The organism is Kitasatospora sp. NPDC048407 (assembly GCF_043200475.1).
Taxonomy (GTDB): Bacteria; Actinomycetota; Actinomycetes; order Streptomycetales; family Streptomycetaceae; genus Kitasatospora.
The window spans coordinates 99,094-113,191 of sequence record NZ_JBICXW010000014.1 but is presented as its reverse complement, the minus strand read 5'-3'; the positions used below and the strand labels follow the sequence as shown (position 1 = coordinate 113,191).

General features: G+C 72.7%; 10 protein-coding genes. All 10 read right to left on the bottom strand.

The window, feature by feature from the left end; all coding sequences use genetic code 11:
* Positions 1 to 18: 18 nt before the first annotated feature.
* A complete protein-coding gene (cydD, locus tag ACGFWJ_RS24485) occupies positions 19 to 3,450 on the bottom strand; it encodes a thiol reductant ABC exporter subunit CydD (protein ID WP_392953316.1) in 3,432 nt (1,143 codons plus the stop codon).
* 32 nt (positions 3,451 to 3,482) lie between these two features.
* Complete coding sequence (gene cydB / locus ACGFWJ_RS24480) at positions 3,483 to 4,490, bottom strand: cytochrome d ubiquinol oxidase subunit II (protein ID WP_392953137.1); 1,008 nt, start codon at positions 4,488 to 4,490, stop codon at positions 3,483 to 3,485.
* An 11-nt stretch (positions 4,491 to 4,501) separates the two neighbouring features.
* The gene (locus ACGFWJ_RS24475; protein ID WP_392953134.1) at positions 4,502 to 6,040 is read right to left on the bottom strand and encodes a cytochrome ubiquinol oxidase subunit I; all 1,539 of its coding nucleotides are present in this window, start codon (positions 6,038 to 6,040) and stop codon (positions 4,502 to 4,504) included.
* A gap of 275 nt (positions 6,041 to 6,315) precedes the next feature.
* Positions 6,316 to 7,779 (bottom strand): sensor histidine kinase, encoded by a 1,464-nt coding sequence (locus ACGFWJ_RS24470; protein WP_392953132.1) that lies wholly within the window; start codon positions 7,777 to 7,779, stop codon positions 6,316 to 6,318.
* A 1-nt stretch (position 7,780) separates the two neighbouring features.
* The gene (locus ACGFWJ_RS24465) at positions 7,781 to 8,542 is read right to left on the bottom strand and encodes a response regulator transcription factor (protein WP_387640242.1); all 762 of its coding nucleotides are present in this window, start codon (positions 8,540 to 8,542) and stop codon (positions 7,781 to 7,783) included.
* A gap of 151 nt (positions 8,543 to 8,693) precedes the next feature.
* Positions 8,694 to 9,290 (bottom strand): DUF5666 domain-containing protein, encoded by a 597-nt coding sequence (locus ACGFWJ_RS24460; RefSeq protein WP_392953129.1) that lies wholly within the window; start codon positions 9,288 to 9,290, stop codon positions 8,694 to 8,696.
* A 13-nt stretch (positions 9,291 to 9,303) separates the two neighbouring features.
* Positions 9,304 to 10,506 (bottom strand): ABC transporter permease, encoded by a 1,203-nt coding sequence (locus ACGFWJ_RS24455; RefSeq protein ID WP_392953126.1) that lies wholly within the window; start codon positions 10,504 to 10,506, stop codon positions 9,304 to 9,306.
* Positions 10,503 to 11,276 (bottom strand): ABC transporter ATP-binding protein, encoded by a 774-nt coding sequence (locus tag ACGFWJ_RS24450; RefSeq protein ID WP_387640234.1) that lies wholly within the window; start codon positions 11,274 to 11,276, stop codon positions 10,503 to 10,505. Before ACGFWJ_RS24450 ends, ACGFWJ_RS24455 begins: the two co-directional genes overlap by 4 nt.
* A complete protein-coding gene (locus ACGFWJ_RS24445; protein WP_392953122.1) occupies positions 11,273 to 12,655 on the bottom strand; it encodes an efflux RND transporter periplasmic adaptor subunit in 1,383 nt (460 codons plus the stop codon). Before ACGFWJ_RS24445 ends, ACGFWJ_RS24450 begins: the two co-directional genes overlap by 4 nt.
* 256 nt (positions 12,656 to 12,911) lie before the next feature.
* Positions 12,912 to 13,988 (bottom strand): histidinol-phosphate transaminase, encoded by a 1,077-nt coding sequence (hisC, locus tag ACGFWJ_RS24440; RefSeq protein ID WP_387640228.1) that lies wholly within the window; start codon positions 13,986 to 13,988, stop codon positions 12,912 to 12,914.
* Positions 13,989 to 14,098 lie beyond the last annotated feature (110 nt).

The following is a 14,098-nucleotide window of genomic DNA, read 5'->3' as shown; positions in this document are numbered from 1 at the left end:
CGGGCGAAGCGGGACGGATCAGACGGCCACTCGGCGCGCCTCGCCGTCCCGTTCGCGGGCCAGCATCGCGGCCAGCCGCCCGTCGGGACGGTCCGCCAGCGCCGACCAGCGGCCGCGTTCCACCACCCGGCCGTCGTCCAGCACCAGCACCTCGTCCACGGTGTCGTCGTCGAGGCCGGCGAGCCGGTGGGTGATCAGCAGGGTGGTGCGGCCCGCGGTGGCGGCGAGCAGGTCGGCGGTGAGCGCGTCGGCGGTCGCCACGTCGAGGTGTTCGGCGGGCTCGTCGAGGATCAGCACGGGGAAGTCGGCGAGCAGCGCGCGGGCCAGGGCGAGGCGCTGGCGCTGGCCGCCGGAGAGCCGGGCGCCGTGTTCGCCGACCATGGTGTCGAGGCCGTCGGGCAGGCCGTCCACCCAGTCCAGCAGGCGGGCCCGGGCGAGTGCGGCGCGCAGCTGCGTCTCGTCGGCGTCGGGGCGGGCGAGGCGCAGGTTCTCCCGCACCGAGCTGTCGAAGACGTGCGCGTCCTGCGCGCACAGGCCGATCACCCGGCGGACGTCCTCGCCGGTCAGTTCGCGGGTGTCCACGGTGTCGGCGAATCGGACGGAGCCGCCGGACGGTTCGACGAACCGCAGCAGCACGTGCGCGAGCGTGGTCTTGCCGGAGCCGGACGGGCCGACCACCACGACCCGGCGGCCGGGCCGCAGTTCCAGGTCGACGCCGCACAGCGCGTCGCGCGGGGCGCCGGGCCACCGGGCGGTCAAGTCGCTGACGCGGATGGGCAGTTGTTCGGCGGGCAGGGGCTTCGGCGCGGCGGGTTCGGTGACCGGCGGGGGCGAGGCCAGCACCTCGGCGAGGCGTTCCCGGGAGGCCCGGGCGCGCTCGCGGAACCGCACCGCGGTGGGCATCCCGGCGACGGCCTCGAACGCGGCGAGCGGCGTCAGCACCACGACGGCCAGGCAGACGCCGGGCAGCGCGCCGGAGGCGACGCCGCGCACGCCGACCGCGGCGGCGGCCACCACCGTCAGTCCGGACACCAGCGCCACCAGGCCCGCGGAGAGCGCCCCGGAGGCGGCGGAGCGCCCGGCCAGCCGGGTCAGCGCGGCGTCGGCGCCGCGGGTGGCGCGCAGCCGGTCCGGGAGGGCGCCGGCGACGGTCAGTTCGGCGGTGCCGGTCAGGGTGTCCAGCACGGCGGTCGCCAACTCGCCCTTGGCGGGGGCGTGCCGGCGTTCGGTGCGGCCGGAGATCCGGCGCTCCAGCGCGGGGACGGCGGCCCCGGCGAGCAGCAGGCCGAGGGCGAGCACCAGGCCGGCCAGCGGCAGGAAGGCGGCGAGTGCGGCGGAGGCGCCCAGCGACACCACGACGGCGATCGCGGCGGGCAGCCGCCAGCGCAGGTGGTGGTCCTGTACCGCGTCCACGTCGGCGACCAGCCGGGACAGCAGGTCGCCGCGCCGGAACTGCGGGAGCCCGGCGGGGGCGAGCTGCTCCAGGCGCCGGTAGACGGCGGTGCGGATGCCGCCGAGGGCCTTCAGCACGGCGTCGTGCGAGACCAGCCGCTCGGCGTAGCGGAACACGCTGCGGCCGATGCCGAACGCCCGGACCGAGGTGACGGCGACCATCAGGTACAGCACGGGCGGCATCTGCGAGGCGCGGGAGATCAGCCAGCCGGAGGTGCCCATCAGCGCGACGGCGCAGCCGAGGGCGAGCGAGCCCAGCAGCACGGCGGGCCACAGCCCGGGGACCCGGGAGGACGGTTCGGCGGTGTCCACCGCCTCGTCCCGGTACGCGGGCCGGGGCGCGACCTCGACGGCGGGCTCGGCAACGACCGGAGCAGCGACCGGAACGGGAGCGCCCGGCAGCCGCACGTGGTGGTCGGCGAGCGCGATCAGCGCGGGCCGGTGGGTGATCAGCAGCACCGTGCGGCGGAGCGAGCCGAGGGTCTCCAGCAGCGCGGCCTCGGTGACGGGGTCGAGGTGGGCGGTGGGTTCGTCGAGCACCAGCAGCGGCCGGTCGGCGAGCAGCGCGCGGGCCAGGGCGAGGCGTTGGCGCTGGCCGGCGGAGAGGCCGTGGCCGTTCTCGGCGAGCGGGGTGTCGGGGTCGGCGAAGTCGACCCGGGCGGCGGCGAGCGCGGCGCGCAGCTGCGGCTCGGTGGCGTCGGGGCGGGCGAGGCGGACGTTCTCGGCGACGGTGCCGGCGAACAGGTGGGGGTGCTGCGGGACCCAGGCGAGTTGGGCGTGCCAGCTCGCCAGGTCGGTGTCGGCGAGCGGCTGGTCGCCGATCAGGATCCGTCCGGCGTCCGGGCGGACGAAGCCGAGCAGGGCGCCCACCAGGGTGGTCTTGCCGGCGCCGCTGGGCCCGGTGAGCACTGTGGTGCGTCCGGCCGGTACCACCAGCGAGACCTCGTGCAGGGCGTCCTGGGTGCGGCCGTCGTGCCGGACGGTGAGTCCTTCGATCCGGATGTCGGCGCCGGCGACCTGGGGGGCGGGGCGGCGGCCGGGCTGGGGCAGCGGGGTCTCCAGCACCTCGAAGATCTTCCCGGCGGCGGCCAGGCCCTCGGCGCTGGAGTGGTAGAGCGCGCCGACCTGGCGCAGCGGCAGGTAGACCTCGGGGGCGAGGACCAGCACCAGCAGGCCGGTCTCCAGGTCGAGGGTGCCGTTGACGAGCCGGAAGCCGATGGAGACGGCGACCAGGGCGACGGAGAGGGTGGAGAGCAGTTCCAGCGCGAAGGAGGAGACGAAGGCGAGGCGCAGGGTGCGCAGGGTGGCGCGGCGGTAGTCCTCGGTGATCCGGCCGATCGCGGTGGCCTGGGCCTTGGCCCGGCCGAAGACCTTGAGGGTGGGGAGTCCGGCGACCACGTCGAGGAAGTGGTGGGAGAGCCGGGACAGGCCGGCGAACTGGCGGTCGGTGCGGGCCTGGGTGGCGTAGCCGATGAGGATCATGAAGAGCGGGATCAGCGGCAGTGTGACGCAGATGATCGCGGCGGATTCCCAGTCGGCGCCGAGGATCCGGGTCAGGACGACCAGTGGGACGACCACGGCGAGGGCCAGTTGCGGCAGGTAGCGGGCGAAGTAGTCGTCGAGGGCGTCGACGCCGCGGGTGGCGAGGGTGGCGAGGTCGCCGGTGCGGCGTCCGGTCAGGTAGCCGGGGCCGAGTGCGGTGGCGTGGTCGAGCAGGCGGCGGCGCAGGGTGGACTTGACGGTGGCGACGGAGCGGTGGGCGGTGAGTTCGGTCAGCCAGGCGACCAGTGCCCGGCCGAGGGTGACGGCGGCGAGGCCGAGCAGCGGCCCCCACAGCGGGGACTGGCCGTGCTGGAAGGAGCGGACCACCAGGTCGGCGATCAGCGCGGCCTGGGCGACCAGCAGGGCCGCGCCCACCCCGCCGAGCAGTACGGAGCCGGCGAGGAAGGCGCGGGTGGTGCGGGCGTACGCCAGCAGCCGGGGGTCGATCGGACGCATCCGCTGCTGGCGTTCCATCAGGGGTGTGCTCCTCAGTGGTGGGCGGCGGCGGGGATGTGCTGGACGCCGATCCGGCGGCGGAACACCCAGTACGTCCAGCCCTGGTAGAGCAGCACGAGCGGGGTGAAGATCACCGCGACGACGGTCATCACCTTGAGCGTGTAGGGCGAGGACGAGGAGTTGGTGACGGTCAGCGACCAGGCCTCGTTCAGGGTGGACGGCATCACGTCGGGGAAGAGCGCCAGGAACAGCATGCCGACGGCGGCGGCGATGGTCACGCCGCTGAAGCCGAAGGCCCAGCCCTCGCGGCCCGCCTGGTTGGCGCCGAGCGCGCCGAGCAGGGCGAGGACGGCGACGATCAGCGCGGCCAGGCTCCAGCCGTTGCCGGTGTGGACCTGGGTCCAGATCAGGAAGACCGCCGCGAGCACCGCGGTGATCAGCCCGAGCACGGTGGCCTGGACGCGGGCCCGGTGCCGGATGTCGCCGGCGGTCTTCAGCGCGGCGAACACCGCGCCGTGGAAGGTGAACAGCACCAGGGTGGTGAGGCCGCCGAGCAGCGCGTACGGGTTGAGCAGGTCCCAGAAGGTGCCGACGTAGTTCTTGTCCTGGTCGATGGCGACGCCGCGGACGATGTTGGCGAAGGCGACGCCCCACAGGAAGGCGGGCAGCAGGGAGGTCCAGAAGATGGCGAGTTCCCAGTTGCGCTGCCAGCGTTCGCTCTCGCGCTGGTGCCGGTACTCGAAGGAGACGCCGCGGACGATCAGGCAGACCAGGATGATCAGCAGCGGGATGAAGAAGCCGCTGAACAGGGTGGCGTACCAGTCGGGGAAGGCCGCGAAGGTGGCGCCGCCGGCGGTGAGCAGCCACACCTCGTTGCCGTCCCAGACCGGGCCGATGGTGTTGATCAGGACGCGGCGTTCGGCGGTGTTGCGGGCCAGCAGCCGGGTGAGGATGCCGATGCCGAAGTCGAACCCTTCGAGGAAGAAGTAGCCGATCCACAGGACGGCGATCAGGATGAACCAGAAGTCGTGCAGGTGCATGTGATCCGTCCTCAGTACGCGAAGGCGAGCGGCTGGTCGGAGTCCTCGTCCGAGGGGCCGCGCAGGGTCGGGTCCTTGGCGGGCGGCTTCTCGTCCGTGTTGGGGCCGGCGGCGGCGTACTTGGCGAGCAGCTTGACCTCGATCACGGCGAGGATCGCGTACAGCACGGTCAGCGTGGTGAGGCCGAGCACCTGGGTGCCGACGCTGACGTTGGGGGAGACCGCGTCGCGGGTGAACATCAGGCCGAACACCACCCAGGGCTGGCGGCCCATCTCGGTGAAGATCCAGCCGAAGCTGTTGGCGATCAGCGGGAAGCCCATGGTGAGGATGCCGATCCGCCAGCTCCACCGGGTGAAGAAGACGTTCATCTCCCGGTTCTTGGTGAGCATCAGCTTCGGCGGCTCGTCCTCGCCGGTGCGGTGCTCGGGGGCCAGCCAGAACTTGCGGCGGGTGGTCCACAGGCCGATCAGCGCGGCGACGAAGGACGTCATGCCGAAGCCGATCATCAGCCGGAATCCCCAGTAGGTGACGAAGATGTTGGGGATGTAGTCGGTCGGGTTCCCACCGTGCTGGGCGGCTTCGGCGGCGGCGGTGTCGTTGATGCCGGGGACTTCGGACGAGAAGTCGTTGTGGGCGAGGAAGGACAGTATTCCGGGGATCTCCAGGGCGACCGAGTTGTGGCCCTTGGAGACGTCGCCGACGGCGAACACCGAGAACGGGGCGGGGGCCTGGGTGTCCCAGAGCGCTTCGGCGGCGGCCATCTTCATCGGCTGCTGCTCGAACATCACCTTGCCGAGGGTGTCGCCGCTGATCGCGGTGCCGAGGCCGGCCACCGCGGCGAGCACCAGGCCGACGCGCAGCGAGGTGCGCATCGAGGCGGTCTTGCGCTTGTCGGTCTCCTTGCCCCGCTTGGCGCGCCACAGGTGGTAGCTGGCGATGCCGACCACGAAGGCGGCGCCGGTGAGGAAGGCTGCGGTGAGGGTGTGGAAGACCTGGACCAGGGTGGTGTTCTGGGTCAGCACCCGGACGATGTCGGTGAGTTGGGCCTTGCCGGTGACGGGGTCGATCCGGTAGCCGACCGGGTGCTGCATCCAGGAGTTGGCGGCCAGGATGAAGTACGCGGACAGCGCGGTGCCGATCGCGACCATCCAGATGCAGGCGAGGTGGATCTTCTTCGGCAGCTTGTCCCAGCCGAAGATCCACAGTCCGATGAAGGTGGACTCGAAGAAGAACGCGATCAGCGCTTCCATCGCCAGCGGGGCGCCGAACACGTCGCCGACGAAGCGGGAGTAGTCGGACCAGTTCATGCCGAACTGGAACTCCTGGACGATGCCGGTGACCACGCCCATGGCGATGTTGATCAGGAAGAGCTTGCCCCAGAACTTGGTGGCGTGGAAGTACTTCTCCTTGCCCGTGCGCACCCATGCGGTCTGCAGTCCGGCCACGATCGAGGCCAGGCTGATCGTCAGCGGGACGAAGAGGAAGTGATAGACGGTGGTGATGCCGAACTGCCATCGCGAGATGGTCTCGTGAGCGACTGCTAGGTCCACTGCGCCCTCTCTCACAGGATGTGCAAACCGAACAAAAAAGGCACATCTAGCACGGTAACGCGCCGAACCTGCCCAAGCTTGTCCGCTTGTGAACGTGAACACGTTCACAAGAGCAGTATCCATGATGCTTATCAGTGCGTTCGCACGGGGGGGGGTGTTCTCCGACAACTCAAATGATCTGCCGCCGGTTCGGCCGCCCACAAGCCGGAGCGGGGCGCCGACGCTGTACCGAACGGCGCTTGACACCGACCTCACTGACGTTACCTCAGCCCGGTTCAGCCCTGGTGCGGCAGGACCACCCTGAAGGCCGCGCCGGCGCCCGGCGCGGTGCGCAGGGCCAGCTCGCCGCCGTGCGCGGACACCAGCGCGGAGGCGATCGCCAGACCCAGGCCCGCTCCCCCGGCCTCGCCGGCCCGGCGGACCCGGGACGCGTCCGCCCGGTAGAAGCGCTCGAACACCAGCGCCGCCTGCTCCTCCGCCAACCCCGGCCCCCGGTCCGCGACTTCGAGCAGGCAGCTGTCGTCCACCCGGCCCACCCCGATCCGCACCGCGGTGCCCGGCGGGGTGTGCTTGACCGCGTTGCCCACCAGGTTGCTCACCACCTGGCGCAGCCGGGCCTCGTCGCCGAGCACCGGCGCGGGCTGCGGGGCGCCCTCGCCGTGCGGGCCGGTCAGGGCCACCGGGCGGCCCGGGTCCAGCGCGGTCAGGTCGTGCAGGGCGTCGGCGGCCAGCGTGCGCAGGTCCATCGGGGCCAGGTTCAGCGGGCGTTCCTCGTCCAGCCTGGCCAGCATCAGCAGGTCCTCGACCAGGGCGCCGAGGCGCACCGCCTCCGACTCGATCCGGTCCATCGCCCGGTCGACGTCGTCCAGCGCGCCCATCCGGTGCAGCTCGGCGAAGCCGCGGATGCCCGCCAGCGGGGTGCGCAGCTCGTGCGAGGCGTCGGCGACGAAGCGGCGCATCCGGCGCTCGGAGGCGGCGCGGTCGGCGAACGCCGTCTCGATGTCGGTCAGCATCCGGTTCAGCGCCGCCGACAGCCGGCCCACCTCGGTGCGGGCCGGCAGCTCCGGCATCCGGTGCGACAGGTCTCCGTCGGCTATCCGCTGCGCGCCCGCCTCCAGCTGGCGCAGCGGCCGCAGCCCGGCCCGCACCGCGACCGCGCCCAGGCCGGCCAGGCCCACCAGGACGGCGCCGCCGATGGTGAAGAAGGTGGTGCGCAGGTGACTGATGGTGGACTGCACGTCGTCCAGCGGCACCGCGACCTGCACGTACCGCGGCGAGCCGAAGTCGCCCGCGGTGGTGCGCTGCAGCGGCAGCACCATCGAGCGCCACTCGCCGCCGCGCGGCACCTTCTCGGTGAACGGCTCGGCCTCCCGGCGCGCCAGCGCGGCGGCGGTCAGCGCGGGCAGCTGCGGGGCCGGCTCGGAGTCGGTCAGCGGCTGGCGCAGCACCGACAGCACGGTGCCGTCCCCGGCCAGGTAGCGCACCACGTACTCGCTGGGCAGCGCCTGGCCGGTGCGGCGGCTCAGCGCCTGCGGGCTGAACACCGACATCGGGGTCTGCTGGCGGGTCGGCGCGCGCCGCGCCAGCGGCTCGGCGTACCGCTCCAGCTGCTGGTCGGTGCGCTCCACCAGCTGGCCGCGGACGGTGCCGAGCACCCAGGCGTCGCTGACCACCAGGCCCGTGGTGACCAGCAGCACCGCAAGCACCAGCAGCCGGACCCGCAGCGAGAAGCGGGCCATCTCAGCTGTTCGGCGGGCGGCGCAGCGCGTAGCCGATGCCGCGCACCGTGTGGATCAGCTTGGGGCCGTGCGCCGGGCCGGAGTCGAGCTTGCGGCGCAGGTAGGAGATGTACGACTCGACGATGGACAGGTCGCCGCCGAAGTCGTACGCCCACACGTGGTCGAGGATCTGCGCCTTGGAGACCACCCGGCCGACGTTGGCCATCAGGTAGTGCAGCAGCTTGAACTCGGTGGGGGAGAGCGAGACCGGGACGCCGCCGCGGGTGACCTCGTGCGCGGTCGGGTCCAGGACGAGGTCGGCCACCATCAGGCGGCCGTCGTCGGCGGGGCCGCCGGCCCGGCGCAGGATCGCCCGGATCCGGGCGATCAGCTCCTCCAGGCTGAACGGCTTGGTGACGTAGTCGTCGGCGCCGACGGCCAGGCCCTGGACCTTGTCGCCGGTGCCGTCCTTCGCGGTCAGGAACAGCACCGGGACGTGCTCGGGGCTGCCCGGCCGCTGGGTCTGGTCGCGCAGCCGCTGGACGACGGTGAAGCCGTCCAGGTCGGGCAGCATCACGTCGAGCACCACCAGGTCGGGGCGCTCGGCGGCGATCGCGTCCAGCGCCTCCTGGCCGGTGGCGGCGGAGGCCACCCGGAAGCCGGAGAAGCGCAGGCTGGCCGACAGCAGCTCGCGGATGTTGGGCTCGTCGTCCACCACCAGCAGGAACGGTTCACCGCCCGCCGGAGTCGCCCCGGGCTGGCTCGACTGCAATGCGCCTGACAAGATCTGCTCCGCCTCCCGGGCCGGGACGAAATGGCCGGCCCGGGCTGTTTCCGGGACGGTCGGACGAGGTCCGCCGGGTGCACCCGACCGAGCATCGTCAGACAGACCCTAGCCCGGGCAGGCTACGCCAAATGGACGAAGAACGGGATGGTCAGCCGGTTGTGCTCGAACCGGTACCGGCCGTTCCACCACCCTGGCCACCACCGCCGCCGCCCCGGCCGCCGAAGCCGCCGAAGCCGCCCGCGCCGCCCTCGGTGAGCTGGGTGGCGCTGTAGGAGCCGTCGGCGTCCTTGCTGCCCATCACGGTGACGTTCTGGCCGGGTTGCAGGTCGCCGACCTTGCCCTCCTTGGTGGTGGTGACCTTGGTGGAGTCGCCGGTGGTGATCTTCACGGTGTTCCCGTTGGCGTCGGTCAGGTAGACGGTGGTGCCGTCGACCGACTTGACGGTGCCGCGGGTGAAGCCGCCGCCGCCCGGGCCGTTCTGACCGCCCGGGCCGTTCTGACCGCCGCGGCGGCCACCGTTCTGCTGTCCCGGGTTCTGGCCTCCGGAGGCGCGGGCGGTGCCGTTGCCGCCGGTGTTGTCGTCCTTCTGGTACCAGACGCCGCCGGCGAAGGACAGCACGGCGATCAGGCCGCCGGCCAGCGCCAGGGTGGGCCAGGGGAGCCTGCGGCGCGGCGGCGCGGCCAGCTCGGCGGTGATGTCGCGGGCGTCCGGCGCGGTGGCCAGCAGCTCCTGCTCGTCCGACATGAAAGGGCTCCTTCTACTCGTGCCGGAGGGCGTCGATGGGGCGCAGCGAGGCGGCCCGGTTGGCGGGGTAGCTGCCGAAGAACAGGCCGATGGCGACGGCGATGGCGAACGCGCCGAGCACCGATTCGGGGATCACCACCGGCTTGATGCCGACCACCGAGAAGTGCGAGCCGACGATCCCGGCGAGCACGCCGAGGCCGGCGCCGATCACCGACAGCAGGGTGGATTCGGCGAGGAACTGGCCGAGGATGACCGCGCGGGGCGCGCCGAGCGCCTTGCGGATGCCGATCTCCCTGGTCCGCTCGGTGACGGTGACCAGCATGATGTTGGTGATGCCGATGCCGCCGACCAGTAGCGAGATCGCGGCGACGGCGCCGAGCAGCACCGTGAAGGTCTTGGTGGTGGATTCGCGGGCGCTCAGCAGCGAGGTCTGGTTGCTGATCCGGAAGTCGGCCTTGGTGGGGTCCTTGATGGCGTGGGTGCCCATCAGGATCCGGGTGATGTCGGCCTGTGCCTCGGTGGTGGTGTCGGCGGAGGACGCCTGCACCAGGATCTGGTTGACCGAGCCGAAGCCGGTGAACGCGTTCTGCACGGTCGGCAGCGGGGCGATCACCACGTCGTCGGGGTCGTTGAAGCCGGTGGAGCCCTTGGTGGCGAGCACGCCGGTGACGGTGAACGGGGTGCCGCCGATGGTGATCTTCTTGCCGATCGGGTCCTCGGTGGCGAACAGCTCCTTGGCGGTGGTGGAGCCGAGCACCGCGACCTTGCGGGAGTTCAGCACGTCGTCGGCGGAGAAGTAGTCGCCCTCGGCGATCTTCTGGTTGGCGGTCTCGAAGTACGCCGGGTAGCTGCCGACGACCTGGCCGGGCTGGTAGGAGATGTTCCCGTACAGCGCGGTGCCGCTGGTGGTGACCACCGGGGCGACCGACTTGATGGCCGGGGTGTCGGTGGCCGAGGCGAGGGCCTTGGCGTCCTCCACGGTGAGTTTCTTCGCGGCGGTGGCGGAGCCGCGGGAGGCCGCGGTGGAGACGGTCAGCGAGTTGGTGCCCAGCGAGGTGATGGACTCCTTCACCGCGACCGAGGAGCCGTTGCCGACCGCGAGCAGCAGGATCACCGAGGCCACGCCGATCAGCACGCCGAGCATGGTCAGTGCGGAGCGGACCTTGTTGGCGGCCAGGCCGCCGACCGCGAAGCGGATCATCTGCCAGGCGATCACGCGACCACCTCCGCGGCCAGGGCCGGCGGCGGGCCGTCGACCGGGGCCTGCCGGACGTCGGAGACGATCGCGCCGTCGACCAGGCGGACCACCCGCTTGGCGTGCCGGGCCACCTCGTCCTCGTGGGTGATCACCACCACGGTGCGGCCGCGCGCGTTGAGGCCGTCGATGATGCCCAGCACCTCCTCGGTGGAGCGGCTGTCGAGGTTGCCGGTGGGCTCGTCGGCGAGCAGCATGGCGGGCGCGGTGACCAGGGCGCGGGCCACCGCGACGCGCTGCTGCTGGCCGCCGGACAGCTGGTTGGGCTTGTGGCCGGCCCGCTCGGCCAGGCCGACCAGGGTGAGCGCGGCCAGCGCCCGGCGGCGCCGCTCGGCGGCCCGCACGCCCGCGTAGGCGAGCGGCAGTTCGACCTGGGCGAGGGCGGTGGTGCGCGGCACCAGGTTGAACGACTGGAACACGAAGCCGATCTTGCGGTTGCGCACCAGCGCGAGCTGGCCCTCGTCGAGGTGGCCGACGTCGGTGCCGTCGAGCAGGTAGCGGCCGGCGGTGGGGACGTCCAGGCAGCCGAGGATGTTCATCAGGGTGGACTTGCCGGAGCCGGAGGAACCCATCACCGCCACGTAGTCGCCCTCGGCGATGTCCAGGTCGACGCCGAGGGGTTCGCCGTCCGGGCCGAGCGGGCCGCGCAGGGCGTGCACGACGGCGTCGCCGTGGCCGTAGGACTTGAGGACCCGGCGGATCTGGATCACCGGGGGCTTGCCGGGGCTCATCCGCGCGAACCCCCGCCGCCGTTGCCGCCGGCGCCGTTGCCGCCTCGGGAACCGCCGCCCCCGCCGCCGTAGCCGCCACCGCCGAAGCCGCCGTTCAGGCCGGGGAAGCTGCCGGACGGGAAGCCGTTGCCGGTGCCCGCGGTGGTGGCGGTCAGCTCGACCTTCTCGCCCTCGGTGAGGCCCTCGGTGACCTGCACGGTGCTGTCGCCCTCGATGCCGACCGTCACCTGCACGCGCTCGGTGGAGCCGTCGTCGTGCAGCACGGTCGCGGTGCGGGTGGAGCCGGTGCCCTGGAGGGCCGCGGTGGGCACCGACAGGGCGTTGTCGGCGGAGCCGGTGACCACCGAGATGGTGGCGCTCAGCCCGGTGCGCAGCGCGGCGGTGTCGCCGGTGATCTGGAGCGTCGCGCCGTACTGCACGGCGCCGTTGGTGGAGCTGGAGGGCAGCGAGCTGACCGACAGCACGGTGGCGGCGAGCTTGGTGTCGGACTGCGCGTTCAGGGTGACGGTCGCCGTCTGGCCCTTCTTCAGCTTCAGCGAGTCCAGCTCGGAGAAGTTCGCGGTGACCTCCATCCCGGAGGGGTTGGTGAGCACGATGAATCCGGTCGGGGTGGTGCTGGAACTGGCGCTGCCGGCACCGGACTTGGCGGTGGACGAGCTCCCGGAGCCCGACGATCCGGCGCCGGAGACGGTGTCGCCGACCTTGCCGGTGACCGCGGCGACGGTGCCGTCGGTGGTGGCGGTCAGCGTGGTGCCGGCCAGCGCGGTCTGCGCGTTGGTCAGGGTGTTCTGCGCGTTGTCGACCTGCTGCTGGGCCTGCGCGACCTGCGCCTGGTCGACCTTCACGGTGGTCGTGGTGCTCGGCTGCGGCTGCGGAGTGGCCGCCGCGGAGCCCGAGCCGCCGCGGCCGGACGAGCCGCCGTTGCCGCCGTTGCCGCCGTTACTGGCGCCCGACGAGCCGGTGCCGGGGACGGTGGTGGTGACCGTCTCGCCGGCCTCGGCCTTGGTCAGGTTGGCCTGCGCCGCGGTCAGCGCGGACTGCGCCTGGTCGACCTGCTGCTGGGCGGTGGTGGTGTCGACGGTGGCGAGCACCTGGCCCTTCTTCACCGTGTCGCCGACCGCGACCTTCACCGCCGTCAACCGGCCGCCGGTGGTGAAGTCCTGACCGGCGTCGGAGGGCGAGAACAGCGTGCCCGATCCGGACACGGTGGCCTGGACCGCGCCCTTGGCGACCGTCGCGGTCCGGACCTTGGAGCCGGCGGCGGCCTTGCTGGTCCCGCTGTCCAGGGTGGTGTACGCCAGTGCGGCCCCGCCCAGCAGGGCCACGCCGAGCGCGGAGTTGACGAGGACGGCACCACGCCGTCGCGGAAGCACCTTCATGGCGCAGAAGCATCGCCCCGCGCTCTTTCGCCGCCCTGTGCGGTTCCTGGACGCCCGCTGGGACCGGCGATCCGGACAAGTCGGCGCACATCACCCGCCGGTTGCCCGTCGGTTGCCCGGCGGACCACCAGCTCTTGACCGGACTCCCGGGAACCTCCCAGCAAAGTCCCGTCCCCGGTTCACCCGCGCCGGGCGCCGGCCGGTCATGCCGACGGGGCGGGCAACCGCGTTGCCCGCCCCGCCCGTTGCGGCTTCGTCAGAGCTCCTTGCGGAACGCCTCCGCGGCGCCCAGGAACAGGTCGTTGCCCTCGGTCTCGCCGATCGAGACCCGGACGCCCTCGCCGGGGAACGGGCGGACCACCACGCCGGCCTCGGCGCAGGCGGCGGCGAAGTCGAGGGTGCGCTCGCCGAGCCGCAGCCAGACGAAGTTGGCCTCGGAGGGGACCACCGTCCAGCCCTGCCCGCGCAGCGCGGCGGTGACCCGGACGCGCTCGGCGACCAGCGCCTCCACGCGCTCCAGCAGGGCGTCCTCGGCGCGCAGCGAGGCGACGGCGGCGTCCTGGGCGAGCTGGCTGACGCCGAACGGGACGGCGGTCTTGCGCAGCGCGCCGGCGACCTGCTCGTGGCCGACGGCGAAGCCGACCCGCAGGCCGGCCAGGCCGTACGCCTTGGAGAAGGTGCGCAGCACGCAGACGTTGGGGCGGTCGCGGTAGAGCTCGATGCCGTCCGGGACGTCCTCGTCGCGGATGAACTCGCGGTAGGCCTCGTCGAGGACGATCAGGATGTGCGCGGGGACGGCGTCCAGGAAGCGGACCAGTTCCTCGCGGTGCAGGGCGGCGCCGGTCGGGTTGTTGGGGTTGCAGACGAAGATCAGCCGGGTCCGGTCGGTGATCGCGGCGAGCATCGCGTCGAGGTCGTGGGCCTCGTCGGCGGTGAGCGGGACGGGCACCGGGGTGGCGCCGGCGATCCGGGTGATGATCGGGTAGGCCTCGAACGAGCGCCAGGCGAACATGACTTCGTCGCCCTCGCCGGCGGTGGCGAGCACCAGGGACTGGGCGACGCCGACCGAGCCGGTGCCGGTGGCGATGTGCTCGGCGGGGACGCCGAAGCGCTGGGCGAGTTCGGCGGTGAGCGCGCCGACTCCCATGTCCGGGTAGCGGTTGAAGTCGGCGGCGGCGGCGACCGCGGCCTCCAGCACGCCGGGCAGCGGCGGGTAGGGGTTCTCGTTGGAGGAGAGCTTGTAGGAGTCCGCGCCGGCGGGCTTCCCGGGCTTGTAGCTGGGGATGCTGTCCAGGCTCGGCCGCAGCCGGGGGCCGTGCTCACGCTGAACCACGGGGTTCTCCGTTTCTCTTCGTCGGCGGCGGCGCCGATCACTCCCCGGTCGGGTGCCGTGAACGATACCGACCGCCCCTCACCCGTGCGGGTGAGATGCTCGTCCGGGTT

Bases quoted from the DNA above. Each gene is read 5' to 3' on its own strand.
- cydD (WP_392953316.1), bottom strand. From the start codon at position 3,450: ATGCGTCCGATCGACCCCCGGCTGCTGGCGTACGCCCGCACCACCCGC.
- ACGFWJ_RS24445 (WP_392953122.1), bottom strand. From the start codon at position 12,655: ATGAAGGTGCTTCCGCGACGGCGTGGTGCCGTCCTCGTCAACTCCGCG.
- cydB (WP_392953137.1), bottom strand. From the start codon at position 4,490: ATGCACCTGCACGACTTCTGGTTCATCCTGATCGCCGTCCTGTGGATC.
- ACGFWJ_RS24460 (WP_392953129.1), bottom strand. From the start codon at position 9,290: ATGTCGGACGAGCAGGAGCTGCTGGCCACCGCGCCGGACGCCCGCGAC.
- ACGFWJ_RS24470 (WP_392953132.1), bottom strand. From the start codon at position 7,779: ATGGCCCGCTTCTCGCTGCGGGTCCGGCTGCTGGTGCTTGCGGTGCTG.
- ACGFWJ_RS24450 (WP_387640234.1), bottom strand. From the start codon at position 11,276: ATGAGCCCCGGCAAGCCCCCGGTGATCCAGATCCGCCGGGTCCTCAAG.